Source organism: Clostridium pasteurianum BC1 (assembly GCF_000389635.1).
GTDB lineage: Bacteria > Bacillota > Clostridia > Clostridiales > Clostridiaceae > Clostridium_I > Clostridium_I pasteurianum_A.
In genome coordinates, this window is the sequence record NC_021182.1 from 144,708 (window position 1) to 167,256 (window position 22,549).

The 22,549-nt window shown below is 29.9% G+C and carries 19 protein-coding genes, 1 tRNA gene and 1 rRNA gene; 17 read left to right on the forward strand and 4 right to left on the reverse strand.

Annotated features, from left to right (window positions below; genetic code table 11):
• Nucleotides 1-68 precede the first annotated feature (68 nt).
• From rrf to CLOPA_RS00760, 11 genes are all read left to right on the forward strand, one after another.
• A 5S ribosomal RNA gene (gene rrf / locus CLOPA_RS00710) occupies nt 69-185 on the forward strand.
• A gap of 52 nt (nt 186-237) precedes the next feature.
• Nucleotides 238-313, forward strand: a tRNA-Lys gene (locus CLOPA_RS00715).
• Between the two features lie 432 nt (nt 314-745).
• Nucleotides 746-1,072: a hypothetical protein gene (locus CLOPA_RS00720; RefSeq protein WP_015613554.1), complete on the forward strand. Its 327-nt coding sequence runs from the start codon at nt 746-748 to the stop codon at nt 1,070-1,072.
• 260 nt (nt 1,073-1,332) lie between these two features.
• Nucleotides 1,333-2,241 carry a DMT family transporter gene (locus CLOPA_RS00725; protein WP_015613555.1) on the forward strand — a complete coding sequence of 303 codons (909 nt, stop codon included), beginning with the start codon at nt 1,333-1,335 and terminating at the stop codon, nt 2,239-2,241.
• Between the two features lie 211 nt (nt 2,242-2,452).
• A complete protein-coding gene (locus CLOPA_RS00730) occupies nt 2,453-3,256 on the forward strand; it encodes an MBL fold metallo-hydrolase (protein WP_015613556.1) in 804 nt (267 codons plus the stop codon).
• Nucleotides 3,257-3,723: 467 nt separating this feature from the next.
• Complete coding sequence (locus CLOPA_RS00735) at nt 3,724-4,362, forward strand: ABC transporter permease (protein WP_015613557.1); 639 nt, start codon at nt 3,724-3,726, stop codon at nt 4,360-4,362.
• 27 nt (nt 4,363-4,389) lie between these two features.
• On the forward strand, nt 4,390-5,316 hold the full coding sequence (locus CLOPA_RS00740; RefSeq protein WP_015613558.1) for a glycine betaine ABC transporter substrate-binding protein: 927 nt from the start codon (nt 4,390-4,392) through the stop codon (nt 5,314-5,316).
• A 414-nt stretch (nt 5,317-5,730) separates the two neighbouring features.
• Nucleotides 5,731-6,741: an ABC transporter ATP-binding protein gene (locus tag CLOPA_RS00745; RefSeq protein WP_015613559.1), complete on the forward strand. Its 1,011-nt coding sequence runs from the start codon at nt 5,731-5,733 to the stop codon at nt 6,739-6,741.
• A complete protein-coding gene (locus CLOPA_RS00750; protein ID WP_015613560.1) occupies nt 6,716-7,399 on the forward strand; it encodes an ABC transporter permease in 684 nt (227 codons plus the stop codon). Before CLOPA_RS00745 ends, CLOPA_RS00750 begins: the two co-directional genes overlap by 26 nt.
• Before the next feature lie 192 nt (nt 7,400-7,591).
• Nucleotides 7,592-8,509, forward strand: coding sequence for a 4Fe-4S binding protein (locus CLOPA_RS00755; RefSeq protein ID WP_015613561.1), 918 nt, complete (start codon nt 7,592-7,594; stop codon nt 8,507-8,509).
• Nucleotides 8,510-8,525: 16 nt separating this feature from the next.
• Nucleotides 8,526-9,812, forward strand: coding sequence for an O-acetylhomoserine aminocarboxypropyltransferase/cysteine synthase family protein (locus CLOPA_RS00760; protein ID WP_015613562.1), 1,287 nt, complete (start codon nt 8,526-8,528; stop codon nt 9,810-9,812).
• Between the two features lie 279 nt (nt 9,813-10,091).
• Here CLOPA_RS00760 and CLOPA_RS00765 read toward each other — a convergent pair whose 3' ends face one another.
• Complete coding sequence (locus CLOPA_RS00765; protein ID WP_015613563.1) at nt 10,092-10,484, reverse strand: zinc ribbon domain-containing protein; 393 nt, start codon at nt 10,482-10,484, stop codon at nt 10,092-10,094.
• A 120-nt stretch (nt 10,485-10,604) separates the two neighbouring features.
• Here CLOPA_RS00765 and CLOPA_RS00770 point away from each other — a divergent pair, with 120 nt between their 5' ends.
• The 4 genes from CLOPA_RS00770 to CLOPA_RS00785 all read left to right on the forward strand — a co-directional run bounded on the left by CLOPA_RS00770 (nt 10,605) and on the right by CLOPA_RS00785 (nt 16,702).
• Entirely contained in the window at nt 10,605-11,456 is an 852-nt protein-coding gene (locus tag CLOPA_RS00770) for a DUF6414 family protein (RefSeq protein WP_015613564.1), read from the forward strand.
• A 338-nt stretch (nt 11,457-11,794) separates the two neighbouring features.
• Entirely contained in the window at nt 11,795-14,017 is a 2,223-nt protein-coding gene (pflB, locus tag CLOPA_RS00775) for a formate C-acetyltransferase (protein WP_015613565.1), read from the forward strand.
• Nucleotides 14,018-14,193: 176 nt separating this feature from the next.
• Complete coding sequence (pflA, locus tag CLOPA_RS00780) at nt 14,194-14,910, forward strand: pyruvate formate-lyase-activating protein (RefSeq protein ID WP_015613566.1); 717 nt, start codon at nt 14,194-14,196, stop codon at nt 14,908-14,910.
• A gap of 703 nt (nt 14,911-15,613) precedes the next feature.
• Nucleotides 15,614-16,702 carry an HD-GYP domain-containing protein gene (locus CLOPA_RS00785; protein ID WP_015613567.1) on the forward strand — a complete coding sequence of 363 codons (1,089 nt, stop codon included), beginning with the start codon at nt 15,614-15,616 and terminating at the stop codon, nt 16,700-16,702.
• Nucleotides 16,703-16,717: 15 nt separating this feature from the next.
• On the opposite strand, the gene lepB is transcribed toward CLOPA_RS00785, so the two are convergent.
• Together lepB and CLOPA_RS00795 are read right to left on the reverse strand one after the other, a co-directional pair.
• Entirely contained in the window at nt 16,718-17,263 is a 546-nt protein-coding gene (lepB, locus tag CLOPA_RS00790; protein ID WP_015613568.1) for a signal peptidase I, read from the reverse strand.
• 265 nt (nt 17,264-17,528) lie between these two features.
• The gene (locus CLOPA_RS00795; protein WP_015613569.1) at nt 17,529-19,562 is read right to left on the reverse strand and encodes a penicillin-binding transpeptidase domain-containing protein; all 2,034 of its coding nucleotides are present in this window, start codon (nt 19,560-19,562) and stop codon (nt 17,529-17,531) included.
• A 575-nt stretch (nt 19,563-20,137) separates the two neighbouring features.
• Between CLOPA_RS00795 and CLOPA_RS00800 the strand changes: the two genes are divergently transcribed.
• Nucleotides 20,138-20,704: a biotin transporter BioY gene (locus CLOPA_RS00800; protein WP_015613570.1), complete on the forward strand. Its 567-nt coding sequence runs from the start codon at nt 20,138-20,140 to the stop codon at nt 20,702-20,704.
• 55 nt (nt 20,705-20,759) lie between these two features.
• Nucleotides 20,760-21,104: a CPBP family intramembrane glutamic endopeptidase gene (locus CLOPA_RS00805; protein WP_051115591.1), complete on the forward strand. Its 345-nt coding sequence runs from the start codon at nt 20,760-20,762 to the stop codon at nt 21,102-21,104.
• A gap of 47 nt (nt 21,105-21,151) precedes the next feature.
• Here the strand turns inward: CLOPA_RS00805 and CLOPA_RS00810 are convergent, their stop codons facing one another.
• Entirely contained in the window at nt 21,152-22,492 is a 1,341-nt protein-coding gene (locus tag CLOPA_RS00810; protein ID WP_015613571.1) for a CCA tRNA nucleotidyltransferase, read from the reverse strand.
• Nucleotides 22,493-22,549: the final 57 nt, after the last annotated feature.

Consider the following 22,549-nt stretch of genomic DNA (forward strand, 5'->3'; position numbering starts at 1 on the left):
TTTTACCCTTTACTATGCAATTTTGAGAGTACATTTTAATTCTTAATTTTAACTCTCAATTTAATATATCCAGTGTCTATGACTTAGAGGTAACACCCGTTCCCATTCCGAACACGAAGGTTAAGCTCTTATGTGCTGATGGTACTGCAGGGGTAGCCCTGTGGAAGAGTAGGTCGATGCTGGGTTCTTATTGAAAGAGATTTCTCTCTTTCAATATTTTATTCTAAATTAATATTTGGTTTACTAGCTCAGTTGGTAGAGCACATGACTTTTAATCATGTTGTCCGGGGTTCGATTCCCCGGTAAGCCACCAAGAAACATCCTTATTCTAAGGATGTTTTTTATTTATTTACTGACTAAATGTGTTTAAATAAAAAATAAAATTTAAACATTTAATATTTTTACTTATTTTACGAGTAATATATTAATGGCTATAATCCTAAAATCATATATAAATTTAAAACTTGTGGTAAATTTTAAAATAAAAATGTATAATAACATTAGGGAAATTATTAAAAATGACCTATATTCTGAACAAGATTATAGGTTATTTTATTTAAATATGTAGATTAATTTTTTATTTTCTTGTAATATAAATTAGAAAGTTAATTTATACTAGTGTAATATTTAACCTATTTAAATGGTATATGAATTAAGTTATAGGTCTAAAATATTTATTAGGTTTGGTATATGAAAAAGTAGCCATATTTATTTAAGTATGGCTTATAGAAAAGGAGTGTTTAAAATGAAAGTGTTTCAAGATCTTGTTAAAGAAACATTAGAACTTCGTGATTTAGAAGAATTAGAATCAGCAGCAGATTTATTTCAATTTGGAATAGAAAAAGGGTATTATAATAAAAGGCAGGCTGATGAATTTAATAATATTTACTGGAAGGTTAAAAATAAGTGTCTAGGATATGCTATTGCAGATGTTGTAAAGGGCAATACCTTAGATATTATAAGTATAGTTACTAATGCCCCAGCAGATATAAAGGACAATAGAAATGAACTTATTGGATATGTAAATTCTAGATTAAAGGCACTCAAGGGAAAAGTAACAGGAATCAGATAATTATTATATAATGGATGAGCTATTTAAATAAAAATTAAAACTTTTACTAAATAGTTATATCCATTATAGGTAAGTTTTTGTCATTTTAATGTTTATATATAAGTTGCAATTAAGATTGTAAATTTAATCAATAATATTTAATAGAGGAAGTCTAAAAAATAGCCATTTTATGGTGACGCTGATTATTACAACATATGTAATAAAATTTATATAACTAGTTTATAAAACAAATAAATAATGAATTTCTAAGGAGACTTTTAATGAGGAAAGGGACAGGATCTAGTTTAGCACTTTTAATTGCGGCTGCTATATGGGGATTTGCCTTTGTTGCACAAAGAGTTGGCATGAAATATATTGGACCATTTACCTTTACTGGTATAAGATTTGCATTAGGGGCCATATCATTAATTCCGCTCATGATTTTTTATAATAATAAAGATGAAAAGGTGAAGATTAAAAATATCAAAGGTAATAATAATTTACTAGGTGGAGTTATTATCGGTATAGTTCTTTTTTTTGCAGCATCCTTTCAACAAGTTGGACTCATAGGTACATCGGCAGGAAAGGCGGCTTTTATAACAGGACTATATATAGTATTTGTTCCAATACTTGGACTGTTTTTAAGACATCATATTAAAGCTAATACGTGGATTGGTGCTCTAATAGCAGTAGTAGGCTTGTATTTTTTATGTGTTACAAATAGATTTAGTATATCATATAGCGATATGCTTGAACTTGCCAGCGCTTTTCTTTTTGCAATACATATACTTTTGATAGATTATTTTTCTCAAAAAATTAACGTATTAAAATTGGCATTTTTCCAATTTATAACTTGTTCAATTTTAAGTATGATAACGGCTGTATTTATTGAACATATAACTGCCAGTGGAATTTTACAAGCATTAATACCTATTCTTTATGGAGGTATATGCTCTGTAGGGATAGCTTATACCTTACAAATTGTTGGGCAAAAGAATGCTGAGCCTTCCCATGCAGCAATTATATGTAGCATGGAAACCGTATTTGCTACTATTGGAGGAATTTTGATTCTAAATGAGCAGTTGGGAGTTAAAGGAAGTATAGGATGTCTACTTATGCTTACGGGAATGATATTATCTCAATTAAAAAGCAATAGGCAAGAGGATGTAGAAATTGAATCTGCCTGCTAAATATAATCTTCTAATCATTCTATAGAGTAAAAAAGTTTTAATCTATAGAAATAATTAAATCGCAATAAGATGTAAATAAATTTTTATTACACAATCTATAATATTTACTGCATTAATTATTTGTATATATGGTGAATAAATTTTTTTACTGCATTTTTTATGAGTAATAATATGATAGTATAATTTAGCTATTGAAAGGAGAGTCTTTAAATTGAATGAAATAACAATGTTGGGAACTGGAGCTGCAATGGTTACAAAATGCTATAATACTTGCTTTACAATTTCAAGTAAAGATGAGTATTTTCTTGTGGATACAGGCGGCGGCAATATGATTCTTTCAAACTTGGAAAAAGCAGATATACCTATAAATAAAATTCACAATGTGTTTATATCCCATAGCCACAATGATCATATAACTGGGATTGTATGGATAATAAGGGCAGTGGCACAACAGATTATTAATGGGAATTATCATGGTAAGCTTTATATCTATTGTCATAAAGATGTAATAGATATAATAAGAACCATAAGCAATTTATTATTACAGAAAAAATTTGTGGATCATATTGATAAAGATATAATTTTTATAGAAATATATGATAAATGTATACTTGATATATTGGATATGCATCTTCAATGCTTTGATATTAGAAGTACAAAACTTCTTCAATTTGGATTTACAGCTAAGCTTAGCGATGGGAAGAAGTTAACTTTTCTTGGAGATGAGCCCTTTAATGAAAGTGTGTTTGATTATGCGAATAAATCAAACTACCTTATGCATGAGGCCTTTTGTTTGTATTCTCAGAGAGAAAAGTTCAACCCTTATGAAAAACATCATTCCACAGTAAAGGATGCCTGTGAGAATGCTTCAAAATTACAAGTAGAAAATGTTATATTATTTCATACAGAAGATAAAAATTTAAGTAAGAGAAAAGAATTGTATTCAGAAGAGGGACAAGAATACTTTAAGGGTAAAATAATAGTTCCTAATGATCTTGAGGTTATAGAACTTTAAGATAATGATTATCTCACAAAAAGTATATTTAATAAAAGATATATACTATATAAAGTGAAGATTTCACATTGAAACCGCTATAAATCGTATATTGGAAATTAATTTACAATTTTTTGTGGTTTAATCATATTTATAGACTTTTAATAAAACAGGCATAAAAAGCTAGTGCTAACTTTTTATGCCTATTCTATTTACTATGAATTAGAATAAGTGAATAGGAAATTTAAGAATAATATTATGGGCTAAATATTATAAGGTATACAGAGGGAAAATTATAAATTATTGACAATGTTTACCCTACGTGGTATACTTACAAAAAGTAAACAAATAAGAATACTATGAAATTTGACTGATCAGATAACATGTAGGCCAAGCCTATATTTTAATATAAATATAAGCCTGGCTTTTATCTATAATTTTTAATTATGTATCTAATTAATTCCAATCTTTAGAAAGGATATGCATTAATGTTAAATGAAATTATTAAATTTTTACTAAGTAATGCCAAGCAATATTATACAGCTGTCCTTATACATATATCCATAAGTATAACAGCTGTATTGATAAGTACTGCCATAGCTGTTCCCTTAGGAATATTATGCTCAAAAAGTTCAAAGATTCTCTATCCGGTAATGAATTTTTTTAATTTCCTAAGAATTATTCCGAGCCTTGCCATACTGGTTTTGGCATTGCCTATACTTGGAACAGGTTTTACTCCTGCATTGGTTGCTTTAATAATTCTCGCAGTACCTCCAATACTTATTAACACATATTTGGGTTTTAAAAATATTACTCCATCAATTATTGAAAGTGCAAAGGGAATGGGTATGGGCTATAGAGAATTACTTTTTAAAATCCAAGTTCCATTGGCAATGTCTTTGATAATTACCGGAGTTAGAACTTCTTCTGTGGAGGTTATAGCTAGTGCTACGCTGGCATCCTATATAGGTGCTGGAGGATTAGGCGATTTTATATTTACTGGGTTAAGCATGAATGATTATACCATGCTGCTTGTAGGAGGAATATCCGTGGCAATTTTGTCTGTTATTGCAGAAATGATATTATTTTTTTTACAACAGGGAATTACAAGATATCAAAGAGATTGAAAATAATTATTTAGGAGAGTGTTAAATATGAATAAAAAATTTTTTGCAGTACCTTTGCTAGTGGCAGTACTTACTGCTGTGATATTTACAGGCTGCGGTAAAAGCACTGGTAATAATACTAATACAGCCAATGGTTCAGGCTCTAAACCTACAATAAAGGTTGGTTCCAAGAACTTTACAGAATCTCTAATTTTAGGAGAACTATATGCAGATGCACTAGAGCATGCTGGATATAAGGTTGATAGAAAATTGAATTTAGGTGATGCAGTAGTTCATACTTCTTTGGTAAATGGAGATATAGATCTATATCCTGAATATACAGGTACGGGCTTATTATCAATTTTAAAAGAAGCACCAAAATATGATTCAAAGGAAGTTTACGATGAAGTTTCTGCAAAATACAAAGATAAATTTAAATTGATTTGGCTAGATCCATCTGCAGCTAATGATTCTCAAGGATTAGTTATAACTAAAAAAGCTTCAGATCAGTATAACATACATACAATTTCTGATTTGCAAAAGAATGCAAGTAAAATTAGATTTGCCTCACAGGGAGAATTTGACAAGAGGTCTGATGGACTTCCGGCTTTAATAAAGGCATATGGTCCATTTAATTTCAAAGATGAAAAATTATATGATAATGGCTTAAAGTATGATGTACTTAAAAATGATAAAGCAGATCTTGCTGTAGCCTATACTACAGAAGGCCAATTAAGTGATAGCCAGTTTGTAGTATTAGAAGATGACAAGCATGTATGGCCTCCATACAACGTTGCGCCAGTGGTGAGACAGGATATTCTTGATAAGAATCCTGACATAAAAGATATTTTAAATAAAGTTACTGCTAAATTGGACAATAAGACTTTAATAAAATTAAATGCAGAGGTGGACATAGATAAAAAAGAGTATAAAACTGTAGCAAATGAATTCTACAATCAAGAGTTTGGTAAATAAAAAATTTATAATTTAAATAGGTAGTTTGATTTCATGCCTTTATTGAGAGGATGAAAAGAAGTTACCTTATTCATATATAATTATTGTAGGAGGTAAGTTATCAATTCATCTAAACTCAGTGGGAGTTTGTACTCTCACTGAGTTTAGATGAATTATCCAGTGACGTATCGCTGTTATATCCACCTTTAGAAAAGTAGAGAACCAAAATCTTTAATTTTGTGTGAATCACTTTCACAGAGTGCAAGTAGAGAACCAAAATTTTTAATTTTGTGTGAATCGGTGGAGCATTACAGCGATTAGTCATCGGATAAAACATATTTTAATAGATTATTGCAGAATAGCAGCGTAGAAATTCAATGGATTAGAATTTTGCAGTAAAATAAATAAATTTTAATAAAGGGAGGGACATAAATATTGACAACAGCTATTGAGTTTATAAAGGTTAGTAAAAAATTTAATAATTCTAAAGAGTATTCTGTTTCAGAAGTGAGTTTAAGTATTGAGAAAGGAAATTTTATAACTATTTTGGGAACTTCCGGCTCGGGAAAAACTACATTATTAAAGATGATTAATAGAATATATGAAACTACTTCTGGGGAAATATTGTTTTTTGGTGAGAATATAAAAAACTTGAATGTAGAGATACATAGAAGGAAAATAGGCTACGTTATTCAACAGATTGGATTATTTCCACATATGACTGTGGAACAAAATATAGCAACAGTACCTAAAATATTGCATTGGGATAAAAAGAAAATAGCTGAGCGTGTTGAGTATTTATTAAAGCTGGTGGGCCTTTCCTCAGATGACTTTAAGAAAAGATATCCTAGGCAATTATCCGGTGGACAGCAGCAGAGAGTTGGTCTAGCTAGGGCAATGGCGGCAGATCCAGAAATAATGTTAATGGACGAACCCTTCGGAGCTATTGACGCTATAACAAGGCAGAAGCTCCAGGATGAATTAATTAATATACAAAAAAAGCTTAACAAGACAATTGTTTTTGTAACTCATGATGTTAATGAAGCTTTTAAACTTGGGGACAAGGTTATCGTAATGAATAAAGGTAAGATTCAACAATTTGATAGTCCTTATAATATTCTATTTAATCCTGCAAATGATTTTGTTGCTCGATTAGTCTCTTCAGAGGATGCCCTTCAAAAGCTAAAATATTTAAAAGCAGAACTTGCCATGCTTCCGTTAGACTTGCCTGTTGATCATGAAGCTATAAGAGTTGGAAAAGAAGAAAGTTTATATGATGTGTTAACTACTTTTCTTAATAATAATGTAAAGACAGTTATAGTTGAAGATGATAAGCATCATGTTTTAGGAAAAATAAATTGGAGTCAGCTAAATATTAAGGCTGTACAGAGAGAACAAGATATTTATGAGAAGCCAGGTGATGATTGTGATAAAATATCTATTTGAAAATTATGAGGATATGCTTTCATTGTTATTGCAGCATATTCAATTAGTAGTAATAAGTGTTGTAATATCTTTACTTATTGCAATAGCTTTAGGAAGTTTAGTCTTACGTTCACGATGGGCATCTATGATTGTATTATCCTTGTTTGGAGTGTTGTATTCAATACCAAGCCTTGCAATGTTTGCATTTTTAATTCCGGTTTTAGGTCTTGGAGAAAAAACAGCTGTGGTGGTTCTTATAATATATAATCAATATATACTTGTAAGAAATATACTTATGGCTTTTCAATCAATAGATACTTCAATTATTGAGGCTGCAAGGGGCATGGGACTAAATTCCAGGCAGTTGTTTATATATATTCAATTACCTTTAGCTGCACCAATAATAATTGGAGGAACAAGGATAGCTATTGTATCCACTATAGGTATAGCTACTATTGCATCTGTAATTAATGCTGGTGGATTAGGAGTTATATTATTTGATGGACTAAGAATGAATTATATAACAAAAATCTTGTGGGGTACCATTATGGCTGCTGGTCTGGCCTTAATAGCAAATCAGATATTATTGTTTATAGAAAAAATTGCTGATAGGAAAGCTAAGGGAGAATATAACAGCAAAGATAGAAAAGAAGCACTAGATGGAGTAGTTCTTAAATAATTAGTTGTAATGTTTGTCAGAAATCAAGATAGTTTTTATGAACGATATTATATGCACACACAGTATTCTAAACAAATAGAAAAATGGTTGAGCAGATTTTCATGGCAACACTATTATTGCAGATTATATTAGATTCTGATGTTATAAGATTTTCTATTGAACATTATTACAATACTATATAAGGAGAAAGATATGTCAAATGATGCGGAGATTATAAAACTTTTAAATATTCCTGAAATTGTAATACCATACTTGAATTTGATTTATACCGAAGATCAGTTAAAACTTATAACTGTTATTAGGAATAAAGTATTATCTAAAGAGGAAATTGAAACCATTTTAGGAAAATCTGCAGGTGTTTTATTGGACAATGCTTATAAAGCTGCTGTGGTTGATAAGGTTATAGAGGAAGAAATAATAAAATATCAACTTAGCTCTCTGGCTAATAGACTTGATAAAATGGCGACCTTTGAAGGAGACAAATGGAGTTGTATAGAATCAGAAGATAGAAAGAAAATAGCAGATTGGCTTTTCAATGATTATTTAGAAGCTAAGAGAAATAGTTCCATTGAGAAAATATCTGAGAATGGAAATAAGATACTGCCCTTAAATGAAGCTATAGATTATTTAAATACTGCAAAAAATGATATATATGTTATGCCCTGTGATTGCAAGGCCATAACAGAAAATTGCAGCTTTGATAGAAATGTGTGTATGAGTATGGGAAGTGGTTTAAATAGTTCTTCTGATAGAGGACATGGAAAAAAATTGAATAAGGAAGAAGCTATAGAACTATTAAAACATGCAGATAGAGAGGGCCTTATCCATTCAGTAGAAAATGGTGCAATTTGTAATTGCTGTAGTTGCTGCTGTTATCCTCTAAGAGCATCAAAGGCATTGGGTATTGAAGGAAAATGGCCTTTGGTAAGCTATGTTGCAATTATGGATAAGAATAAATGTGTAAATTGCGGTATATGTACTAAACGATGCCAATTAGATGTATTCCAAAAGAAAGAGGTCGTTATTTATATGGATAATTCAAAATGTGTAGGCTGCGGGTTATGTGTAAATACCTGCCCTAAAGAAGCTTTGCACCTAGAAAAACTATAAAGGAGTGTGTTACTAAATGTCACAAAAGGAATATGGATTTGAAACACTGCAGATAAGAGCTGGTTATGATCCAAAAGAACACAATTATGCTGCAACTGTGCCAATTTATCAGACAACAGCCTTTAATTTTGGAGATACGGAGAGGTTAGAAAAAATATATTCTCTTAAGGAGGGTGGTTTTTACTACACTAGAATAAGTAATCCTACCTCGGATGTACTAGAAAAGAGAATAGCGGCTTTAGAAGGAGGAACAGCAGCAGTTGCAGTAGCTTCTGGTATGGCAGCAATAACTTATTCACTGCTTAATGTAGCAGAAGGCGGAGGAGAAATTGCAGCAGTAAATACTTTATATTCAGGCTCCTTCAATCTTTTTAATCATATTTTGCCTCAGTTTGGTATAAAGGTAAACTGGATTGATGATCCCTATGATCTTAATTCTTTTAGAAAAGCTATTACGCCTAATACAAGAGCAATATTTGCTGAATCTATAGGAAATCCGTTAATTAATGTACTGGATATAGAGGGGGTAGCAAAAATAGCCCATGAGAATGATATTCCTCTTATAATTGATAATACATTTCCTACCCCTCATCTTTTAAATCCTATTAAGTATGGAGCTGATATAGTTGTACATTCGGCTACAAAGGCATTAGGTGGACATGGAACAGCAATTGGGGGAATAATTGTTGAAAGTGGTAAATTCAATTGGGAAAATGGTAAATTCCCTCACTTTACTGCACCGGATTATAGTGCAAAAAATGAAAGTTTATATGAATTGGTTCCCACATCAGTTTTTACAACAAGAATAAGACTTAGATATTTAAGTGACTTTGGAGCAGCTATAAGTCCATTTAATTCATTTTTAATTCTACAGGGTATTGAAACACTATCAGTGAGAATAAATGAAGAAGTGAAGACTACAGAAAAAATAGTAAAATATTTATCAGCACATCCAAAAGTATCTTGGGTTAACTACCCTGGTGTAGAAGGTAATAGGAACAATAAATTAGCAGAAAAGTATCTTCCTAATGGTTATGGTACTATATTTACTTTTGGCTTTAAAGGAAATCAGCATGATATTAACAAGTTTATAAATAGTTTGGAGCTATTTAGTTTTCTTGCTAACATAGGAGATGCCAGATCATTATTAGTTCAGCCATGTGTAGCAACTCATGGATCTTTAAGTGTAGAAAATAGAAATAAAGCCGGAGCCTTTCCAGAGGCAATAAGATTATCTATAGGTCTAGAAAAAGCTGAAGATTTAATTGCTGATCTTGATCAAGCCTTCTCAAAGGTAAACTAGGCAGCTGAAAATAATTTAAGATTTTTAGAGTAATAGGTATGGTTAAATGAAAAATAGTATAAATACTGTTAAGATCAGTTTTGATGAATTATATATAGATGTGCCGCTGTTATTTCTTTCCTAAGAAGAGTAGGCAAAACAAAATTGATTTTGTATTTGTGTCCATTATATTTTAGGAACACATAAGTAATACAGCGGCTAGTCATTAGACAAAAAAATTATAAATAAATGTATAAATAGTAATGCTTATAATAACTATTTATAGAATCTAAGTTAAAATCACACTTTAGAAGAATTTTTTCTATTTTTTTGTTTAAAACCACAATATTCACAGTAAGTAGCAGTATTTTCAATTTCCTTTCCACATAAAGGGCATATTCTTTTGTCTTGAATTTTTGTTATCTTTTTCCTTATGGCAGTAATTTTGTATTTGATTTCTTTAATTTCTTTACAGTATTTTATAAGATTATTATCTACAGGTTTATTCTTTTCATATTGTTTGTATATTCTTTCTCCTATTTTTTTATATAGATTTTGAATTTCCTTTTCTTCTCCTGAGATCTCAAAATTTAATTTTGAAGTTTCTATAAATTCACCTGTCTTTTTCACAGCAGAATTAGCACTATTTTCTATAGAATCTTTTATTTTTGTAAAATTGTAAGGTATAGGCATGTTTATCCCTCCTACTTTATACAAGGTAGCTATAATATTATACGAAATAATTAAATATTATGTTCTAAAAAATCATAAAATTAATAAATGGGATGATTTATTAATTTGGAGTGATGATAGATGACAGAAAATAAAGCGTTTATACCTTTATATTTAAATAATGATATGGTTAATAATCTTTTTACTGTAGTTGTACAAGAGTTTGTTGAATCAAAGAGTATAAACACAAAAGAGCAAATTAGTATTAATTATAGAGGACCTATAAGCGAATTTTCTCAGGAGCTTTTTGGGAAATATGTTCAAGGAGAGGTTAATGTTCAAATATTAAATGAATTTTCAAAACAAAAAACTCAAGTTGCTATTTCCAAGGATATAGAAGTATTCATGAATTTAAGAAATTTATTGTCTAAAAATAACTTGCTTAAAGACATATCTTCAAATGAAATGGTTAACAATATACATGAAAATGATTTTGTAACAGTTAAGTGCAGACTTATTCAAAATCCTATATTTTACTATGTTCAGAATTTAATAAACAATATGGAGATACAGAATGTATTTGGAAACATTAAAAGTGTAAATAGCAGTAAAGTCGACGTAATTAGTAATCTAAAAACTTATATGGATTCATGGAAAAATAAAAATTGTATTAGATGTGTAACTACTGAACTCTGTTCTCCTAAATCTAGATTTATTGTTCCTGTTGATCCAACCTATAATATAAGCAGATTTGATTACACGGGACGTTGTGGAGTGAGCATAATGGGGAAGGTAGTAAATTTTATAGATAATAAAAATTATAATTATATGGATTTATTTGGAGATAACTCCTTGAATTTCATAAATGAAAATTACTTTACAGATTTTATGGGATTAAACAATATTGAAAATTCTATAGAGACTTTTAGCAATAAATTCATTGTCAATGAGGGCAATATGATAGAAATATTACCTATAGCTATATTTGTATAAACAAAGTTCTCAGCGTCAGGCAGAGTCTTTATTCAATCTAATGCTTAGAGACCTTTGTACATGAGTGGTGATAATCTTTATATTTGTATTATTCAACAGTAGTTTAGATTCTTAAATAAATTATAACGAATAAATAGTTTTAATTACAAATAAATGTATGATATAATGTGAAATGTGAAAATTGAAAATGTAAATAATGTTCGTAATAACATTATTTATTGTATTGAAATAATTAAATTAATCAGTTATAATAATTTTACAATAAAAATTATTAATTAGTAATTTTTACAAATTGATTATATTATAGAGCAATATTATAGAATAAGGAGTTGATATTTTTGATTAAACAATGGGAAGGCTTTAAAGAAGGAAACTGGACCAATAATATTGACGTAAGAGATTTTATTCAAAAAAATTATAAAGAGTATACTGGCGATAAAAGCTTTTTAAAAGGATCTACAGAAAAAACTAAAAAGGTTTGGGATAAAGCAGTTACTCTTATTTTAGAAGAATTAAAAAAAGGAATACTTGATGTAGATACGGAAACAATTTCTGGAATAAACACTTTTAAACCAGGATACTTAGATAAAGACAATGAAGTTATAGTTGGTTTTCAGACAGATGCACCCCTTAAAAGAATTACTAATCCTTTTGGTGGAATAAGGATGGCAGAGCAATCTCTTAAAGAATATGGTTTTAAAATTAGTGATGAAATGCACAATGTTTTTACAAACTATAGAAAAACACATAATCAAGGAGTGTTTGATGCCTATCCAGAAGAAACAAAAATAGCTAGATCAGCAGGGGTTTTAACTGGGCTTCCAGATGCCTATGGTAGAGGAAGAATAATAGGTGATTATAGAAGAATAGCTCTTTATGGAATAGATTTTCTAATAGAAGAAAAGAAAAAAGATCTAAGTACCCTAAAAGGAGATATGCTCGACGAATTAATAAGGCTTAGAGAGGAAGTATCAGAACAAATAAGAGCTCTTGGAGAAATTAAGAATATGGCTCTTTCCTACGGAATAGATATATCAAAACCTGCGGTAAATGCAAGGGAAGCAGTTCAATTTTTATATTTTGGATATTTAGCTGGTGTAAAAGAAAATAATGGAGCGGCAATGTCACTTGGAAGGACAAGTACTTTTTTAGATATTTATATTGAAAGGGATTTGGAAAATGGATTAATTAGTGAAGATGAAGCACAGGAGATAATAGATCAATTTATTATAAAATTGAGAATGGTAAGACATTTAAGAACTCCAGAATATAATGAGTTATTTGCAGGAGATCCAACCTGGGTTACTGAATCCATAGCTGGTGTTGGAGTAGATGGAAGAACTCTTGTTACAAAGAATTCCTTTAGATATTTGCATACACTTATAAATCTTGGATCTGCACCAGAGCCTAATATGACAGTACTTTGGTCAGAAAATTTACCAGAAAGTTTTAAAAAATTCTGTGCAGAAATGTCTATTTTAACTGACTCAATTCAGTATGAAAATGATGATATAATGAGACCTATTTATGGAGATGATTATGCAATTGCTTGCTGTGTATCTGCAATGCAGGTTGGAAAACAGATGCAATTTTTCGGAGCAAGATGTAATGTAGCTAAATGTCTTCTCCTGGCAATAAATGGTGGTATAGATGAAAAGAAAGGCATAAAAATTGTTCCGGACATTGAACCTATTACAGATGGCATATTAGATTATGAAAAGGTAAAAGCTAATTATTTTAAGGTTCTTGAATATATGGCAGGTCTCTATGTGAATACTATGAATATAATACATTTTATGCACGATAAATATGCCTATGAAGGTAGTCAAATGGCATTACATGATACGAAGGTTGGAAGACTTATGGCCTTTGGTATTGCGGGATTTTCTGTAGCTGCTGATTCCCTAAGTGCAATAAGATATGCTAAAGTAAAGCCTATAAGAGAAAATGGAATTGCCGTAGATTTTGTTAAAGAGGGGGATTTCCCTAAATATGGTAATGATGATGATAGAGTAGATAGCATTGCTGGAGAAATTGTTGAAAAATTCTCTGCCGAATTAAAGAAGCACCCAACTTATAGAAATGCCAAGCACACACTTTCAGTACTTACTATTACATCAAATGTAATGTATGGTAAGAAGACAGGTACAACTCCTGATGGAAGAAAGCTTGGAGAACCATTAGCACCAGGAGCTAACCCAATGCACGGAAGAGATATGGAAGGTGCATTAGCATCTTTGAATTCTGTGGCCAAAGTTCCTTATGCTTGCTGTGAAGATGGTGTTTCAAATACTTTCTCTATAGTACCAAATGCGTTGGGAAATGATCATGATGCAAGAATAAACAACTTAGTTGGTGTTATGGGAGGATATTTTAGTCAGGGTGCCCACCATTTAAATGTTAATGTGCTCAATAGAGAAACATTAATAGATGCTATGGATCATCCAGATAAATATCCAACACTTACTATAAGAGTGTCAGGATATGCTGTTAATTTTAATAGGCTTTCAAAGGCGCATCAGAAAGAAGTTATAAGCAGAACTTTCCACGAAAAATTGTAATTATTAAAGCAGGCTATTAGCCTGCTTAATTTCTTCTACAGCTAGTTTCTATAATAAGATTTTTTTAGGTATATATAATAACGAAAAGTCTCTAGATAATCTACCTAAGCCTAGTAGGATATAGAAAATAGAAACTGCAATTAAGTAAGATTTATTAATAAGAAGGGGAAGTAATTATGATAAGAGGGAGAATTCACTCAATAGAAAGTATGGGACTGGTTGATGGCCCTGGTATTAGAACAGTTATATTTTTTCAAGGTTGCAGATTAAGATGTGCATACTGTCATAATCCTGATACATGGAATACATCAGGAGGAGAAGAGATAACTGCGGAAGAATTATTGAAAAAAATATTAAGATTTAAACCATATTTTGAAAGGTCAGGAGGAGGAGTAACTTTTTCAGGAGGAGAAGTACTTTTACAACCAGAATTTTTAGTGGAAGTATTGAAATTATGCAAAGAAAATAATATTCATACAACTATTGATACTGCTGGCTATGGAGAGGATAATTATGAAGAAATTTTAAAATATACGGATTTAGTTATACTTGACATAAAGCATGTAGATGAAAAGGGATACGAAAATATTACAGGTAAAGGAAAAAAGGATTTGAATGAATTTTTAAAAGCATTAGAAAATACAAGTACAAAAATTTGGATAAGGCATGTAGTAGTTCCTAATTTAACTGATTCTAAAGATCATATAAAAAAATTAGCTAATATAATTAAAAACATAAAAAATGTAGAGAAAGTGGAGCTTTTGCCTTATCATACCTTGGGTATAAATAAATACGAAAAATTAGGTATAGATTATAGACTTAAGGATATTGAAGCTATGGATAGAGAAAAATGTAAAGAACTTGAAAAGTATTTAACGGATTTACTGGAATAGGTTATTCTAATTATTCTTTATAGATTATACAATAATATTGAAAATATGCTGTTATTAATAGCTAAAAAGAGATTCACTATTTTGGGACAATTAATATTTTTCATTATGTAATTTTTATCAAATGGTATAAACAGAGTTCTTAGTATCGGTATTTTTGATATTTAGAAATCGTTGTTCTTTAGGGTAAATCGTTATCCATGGACATAGCCACTCTTTACTCCCACTTTCACAGAGTACGATGGGAGTACCAGAGGGGATAGTCATCGGATAAAAGTGTTAAATGTAAGATAAAAGGTATAATTATTATTAATATTATAACGATTTATAATATATAGATTAAAAAATTATTTGTAAATATTAATATCAATAAAGTATATAGAGAAATTTGTTTTTATCTGATGTATAATGTAGTTGTTTAGAAAAAGTTCTTATAGTTCTTTAAATCTTAATGCAGCATATATATTTAAATGATTATTTTATCTGATATATACGTAAAAAAAGATATTAATCTAATCAATTTTATCAATGAATCTTACTCAGTGGGAGTTTGTATTCCCACTGAGTTTAGATGAATTATCCAAGGACGTGTCGATGTTATCTCCACTTTTTTACAAGGTGGAGTGTTACAGCGGCTAGTCATCGGATAAATTGTAATTCATATGTAGTTTAATTAATAGATTATTACATTAGGTGGTGATGCAAGATGCGGTTAATTCCTATACAATGTGTAAAAGAAAATACTAAATTGGCAAAATCTATATACGATAATGAGGGGAAAATATTACTAAAAAAGGGAGCTATACTTACAGATGCTATTATAAAAAAAATAAGAGATTTAGATATATATTCAATATATATATTTGATGAATATAGTAATAAAATAATAGAAGAAGTAATAAAACCTGAAATAAGGGAAAAAGCAGTAATAGCTATAAAGAAAAGTTTCATAAATATTGATGATGATAAATTGGAAGTATTTAATTATAAGGATAAGGTAGGAGAGTTTAATTCAATTGTCTATATCACAAAAGAATTGATTGAAGAGATATTATCAAAAGATGATATAATGATCAATTTGGTAGACATAAAAAGTAGTAGTAACTATATATTCCAACATAGTGTAAATGTAGCAATAATATCATTAATAATTGGAATAAAGCTTAATTTACATAAATTTGATTTAATAGACCTTTGTATTGGAGCTATACTACATGACATAGGCATGGTTTTTGTTCCTGTTGAAATAGTAAATAAGGAATCAGAACTTACTTATGAGGAGTATGAAATAGTAAAACAACATACAAAAAAGGGTTACGAGTTTTTAAGAGAGAGTTTTGAAATTCCATTGACCTCTCTTTTGATTGCATTACAGCATCATGAAAGAACAGGTGGACAAGGATATCCAACTGGTAAAGCGGGAGATCATATAAGTAAATTTGCTAAAATTGTAGCTATTGCAGATGCTTATGATGCATTAACAGCTCATAGACCTTATAGAAAAGCTATGAGTCCCAACGAAGCGCTAGAGTATCTTATGGCCAGTGGTGGAATTCAATTTGATTATAAGTATATAGAAGTATTCTCGAAAATAATAGTACCTTACGCAGAAGGTACTTTAGTAAATCTAACTAATGGAGAAATAGCAGTTGTTGAAAAGATAAATATAAATTTTCCACTGAGACCAAATGTTAAAATTATACGGAGCAGTGACAGTAGAAGAACTAATAGGGTTATTGATCTAGAGAAAGAACTTGATATAGTAATTAAGGATGTTTATTATGAATCAATATAATTTAAGCTTAGCATCTTATAATAGTGATATCTTTTTAAAAGGATAAACTCGTAGTATTGCATGTCCTTTTATATCATTAATATTTACGGGGCCAAAGAATCTACTATCAGTACTATTACCTCTATTATCCCCTAACACAAATACGTAGCCTTTTGGAACAGTATAAATTTTGTCACCAATAAATGGACCAGAGTCAGTTATGGTGTTATTGGCTAGATATGGTTCGGATAGAATATGGCCATTAATGTACACTTTCTCATTTTTTATCTGTATTTTATCTCCTGCTATGCCAATGACCCTTTTTATAAAAAGATCATTGTTTTCATCTCTAGAATTAAATATTATTATCTCGTCTCTTTTTATAATATGAGCCATTGAACTTATTTTTTCTACAAAGGTTATGTCTTTATCATTAAGAGTATTGAGCATAGAAGTTCCCTCTATATCAGCCCTGGCTAATATGTATTTATTTATTCCAATGGCAAATAATATTGCAAGGATAAGAGTAAATATAAGTTGTGTTGAAGTTTTAAAAATTCTATGCTGATTATTTTTTTCCATAAAATCCCTCCTATACTTTAATATATTAACAAATGTTATAGTAATTATTCAACTATTTTTGTAAATATAATGAAAATATAGAAAAAATTAAATAAAAGTATAACTATTAAAAGTGAAGGACTTAGTTAAGCAGTAAATCAAAATTCTTAACTATAGATATCCAATTTCGTAATTAAATATTAATAAGCACAAATAGCTTACTGTCATTATTTAAGAAATATAAGATTTATATTTCAACTTGGATATCTATAAGTCCTTAATTATATTATTTACAGAATTGCTGGAAGATGTCCTTTACTTTAGGAACCACATAATGACTACCCCCTCTATTTTTAACATCTTCATACATTTCTAATACTAGTAGCTTTGGATTATTAGTATTTACGGCTATAAACCAACCATTTTCGGTACCATTGGTATCATTTTGATTAGCTTTTATTTCCGCTGTGCCAGTTTTCCCTGCTAAAGGAATATTTGGTATATATGCACCGTGTCCAGTGCCTTCAGGATTTGATACAACTTGACTTAAGTCATTTAATATTGTATTGGATATATCCTGGGAAAAGACATTAGATTTCCATATCTTACTTTGAGAAGAGGATTTTTTGTCAGCGTTTAAATAAGGATTTATAATATTACCTCCATTAACAAAAGAAGTATAAATGGAAGTAAGCTGTAATGGGTTTATGAGCATCTCACCTTGGCCATAGCCTGAATCTGCTAATTGAATATCTGTATTAATTGTATTGTCTTTAGATAATTTTGAAGTTGTCATTCCATATTCAAAAGGTATCTTTTCACCTATTCCAAAATTTTTAGCTTCAGAAACAAAAGTATCTTTGCCTATATTTAATGCTGCTTGAGCAAAGTATATATTATCTGAATGTACTAATGCGTTTAACAGGTTAGAAGGTTCCGAATACTGCTCAGTCCTTGTTACGAAATATCCTCCCCAACTGCTATCTCTTTGCCATTTTAATCCGCTTATATTTTTAGCTGCATTAGGGTCAAGCTTATTAGTTTTTAAACCAACAGCAGCAGTAATAGGTTTAAAGGTTGAGCCTGGTGCAAAGGCAGACTCAAATCTATTTAAAAGAGGCTTTTTAGGATCGTTATTAAGTGAATTCCATTTATCTGAGGACATTCCTAATACAAAATCATTTGGATCATAAGCGGGTGAACTTACAAGAGCCAATACTTCTCCAGTTTTAGGCTGCATTGCAATAGAGGTACCAGAGTCACCCTTGTATTGGTCATATAAGGCAGATTGAATATCTGTATTTATTGTAATATTTAAATCAGTACCATTTTTAGGATCCTTTTTTGCTAAAGTTTTTTTCTTATTACCGTTTTTATCTACTATATATATTTCAGCACCATCTTCTGCTCGTAATTGGTTTTCGTATATTTTTTCTAATCCACTTTTACCTATTACATCATCCTGTGTATATCCTTTGCTCTTAAGATTGGTAAGTTCTTCGGCACTAATGGGTTGTACATAACCTGTAAGGAAAGCTGCTTTTTCTTTTAATGGATACACTCTTGCAGCTTTATCTTGTATCATAATACCAGAAATCTGTGAAAGGGCTGATATTTTAGCAGAGTCATCTTTGGATATAGTATCAATAGGTACAAACATATCTGGCTTAACATAAGAAGCGGAAAGTTTTTTATCAATACTATCTGAAGTAACATTTAGAATTTGTGCAATATTATTTTTCGTATTTGAGTCATTAGCATTAAATTTTCCTGATATAATTCCTATTTGTGCAACAAAACCATTCTTTGCAAGATAAGAACTATTTTCACTACGGATTTCACCACGATTACCTAGCTTTTTATCTACTCTAACTTTTTCTCCATCACCTAAATCTGGGAAAATCATTTTATTACTCCAGACTATAGTCCAAGCTTTTGAGTTATTTATTTCTTCTTGTTTTAAATAGGCAGTATCCTCAAAATTTATTGCTCCACCAGAGGTATTCATTGATACTTTAAAGGGTATGCTTACATTGCCATTTCCATCTTTCTTCAAAGATTTTGGATATTCAGGAGTTACAGATATTTTACTTAAATCAATACCATCATATATATTTTTGTACTTTTCAATAAAATCTTTTTCTGTAATGTTTTTTTTGCTATCTAAACTTAAATAAGAATACATGTTTTTGAAATCACTTTTACTCCAAGCTTTTACGTATTTATCAAAAGAGTCTTTAGCAGTGTTGGTATTACTGCATCCAAATACAAGCATAAGAACAGAGATTAATAGAAGGCTTAATAAAATTTTTTTTTTCATAGTTGCGGGATACCTCATTTCTTATAAAATTCACTGTAAGTACAGTCTAAAGGTCTATTTATCTACTACTATTATACAGTTTGTCACAAAAATTGTATTTTGTAAAGGTATACTGATTATATGTAAAATAATGCTAAGTTTTGTAATATTTATTGAAATATATATACACTTAATAAATAGTATATGAATACAAAATTTTAGGAAGATATCCATTTATCCGATGGCTAGCCGCTGTAACACTCCACCGCACTCTGTGAAAGCGACCAAATACAAAATAAATTTTGTTTTGTCTGCTTGCACACAGCGAAAGCGATTCACACAAAATCAAGATTTTGGTTCTCTACTTTTCTAAAGGTAGAGATAACATCGGCACGTCCCTGGATAATTCATCTAAACTCAGTGGGAATACAAACTTCCACTGAGTAAGATTCATTGATAATAAAGAAGATTTGTTATAATTATGTTTATATTGTCAACTAATATATATATAATAGTTGACAATATTTCTTTAATATATTAATATAAACCTAGTAATAAACTCTATATTAAATTAATTAGTGCGGAGGTGCAGATTTTTGAAGTTTAACACAAGAGGAATGATTTTAACAGCATTATTTGCGGCGTTAACAGCGGTAGGTGCATTCATTAGAATACCTATAGGGCCAGTACCAATAACCATGCAAGCTTTATTTACAATTTTAGCGGGTATAATTTTAGGTGCAAGGGTTGGTGCTATGTCACAACTTATATATGTATTATTAGGTCTTATAGGGTTACCTATATTTGCTGATGGAACAGGTGGACTTACTCATGTTGTTAGTCCAAGCTTTGGGTATTTGATTGGATTTATAATTTCAGCTTTTGTCATAGGAAAAATAGTTGAACGCAGCGAGAAAATCACTTTTATTAAAATGTTTGCTATTTGTATTTTGGGAATCATTATAATTTATCTTATAGGAATACCTTATTTGTATGTAATATTAAAAAATGTTTTATTTAAGGAAATAACTTTTCAATATGCACTTAAAATAGGATTTTTAGTTTTTATACCAGGAGATTTATTAAAGGTTGTAATAGCTTCTTTACTAGCAGTAAAGGTAATACCTATACTTAGAAGGCAGGGAATGTTAGAAAATAGGTAATAATAGTAATTTCACTATAATATATCTAGCTTTAATTCGGAATAGTGAGATATTATTGAGTATAAAAAAGAATGGGATTTGTATCATTATATATTACATAGTTTTTGATATGCTATTTGTTGGGATGGGTGAGGAAATGCTGTTTCGTGGTTATTTTATGGAGCGCTTTCGCACTCTGACTGATTCATGGATATGGGCTGTAGTGATGTCTGCTCTTATGTTTGGTATTTGGCATTTCCCCAATGGACAAGATTTTTTACAAGTAATTTTGACTGCATTAATTGGAGCAATATATGGATTAGCAATGTTGAAAATTAAAAACTGTTCAACATTATCCTTGGGTATTGCTCACGGTCTCCATGATGTTTATATATTGATATTAAGCTGTATTTTGTTGTAGATTTTGAGTATAATCTTCATTTATAGTTATGTCGTAATATTCTATTATTATTTATTGAAGATATCTAATTTTTTAGTTGCTCTATCAATTAATATATCTTTTTTATTTAATTCAGGATTTTTTATTACAAGATCTAGTAATTCATTTAAGGTTTTTCCAAGGGTAATGCCTTTTGGATAGCCTATATCTATCAAATCATTGCCGTTTATAGCTAGATCCTTTAAAGAAAGAGGATCTTTTCTAGATAAAACTTCTTGTACAGAATTTTTTAAACTTATCACTGGTGAAAAATCATGGGGAGGGTTGTGCCCTTTTATATCTGCTATTTGTAAATCAAATAGATAATTAAGATTATCTATACCAACTCTATTTATAAATTTTTTTATTGAGGGTAATTTTAAGTTGTTTCTATTTACTAAGTGTTCTTTTATAAGTTTATAAACTATTTTTGTAGTATTATTATCGTATTTTAATCTTTTCAATATTTCCTGAGAAATTTTTGCTCCTTCTATAGCATGCATGTAAAAATGGCCAATTCCATTTGCATCTATAGAGAAGCAACCTGGTTTACCAATATCATGGAGTAGAGCTGCAATTCTTATTATTAAATTATTAGGTGTATTATCTAAAACCAGCATAGTATGTTCAAATATATCTTTATGGTGATGGGGATTGCGCTGATTAAAGCCTACACAGACATATAATTCTGGGAAAATTATTCTTAATAGCCCTGACTTATTCAATTCATGAAAACCTATGCTTGGAGTATTACTTAAAAGTATTTTTGAAATTTCATCTCTAATTCTTTCCATGCTCACATTTTTTATAAGTAAATAGTTTCTATTAATGGAATCCTCAGTATTTTTATCTATTTGAAAACTGAGTTCTGTGGAAAATCTAATGGCTCTAAGTATTCTCAATGAGTCTTCACTAAATCTTAAATCGGGATTACCAACAGAGCGAATTAATCTATTTCCCAAATCTTTTTCGCCATTAAAGGGATCTTGTAATCCTTCATTATGACTATAGGCCATAGAGTTTATGGTAAAATCTCTTCTGCCTAAGTCTTCATATAAAGAATTGCTAAATATGACTTCATCTGGATGACGATTATCACTATACTTGCCATCTATTCTAAAAGTAGTAACTTCATAGGGAGTTTTATTAATCAATACAGTTATGGTTCCGTGTTTAATTCCCGTAGGTATGGTATTTTCAAAAATTTCACTTATATTTTTTGGTAAGGCACTGGTGGTTATGTCCCAATCTTTAGGTTCTCTATGTATAAGCTTATCTCTAATGCAGCCACCTACAGCATAAGCAGAAAAATTATTTTTATTTAATGTATCAATTATATATTCAACATCTTTTGGTAAAGTTATTTTCATAGGTGACCTCCTTATTTTAAAGTGTTAATAATATTTTGTGGTAAAGATAGGTTTTTT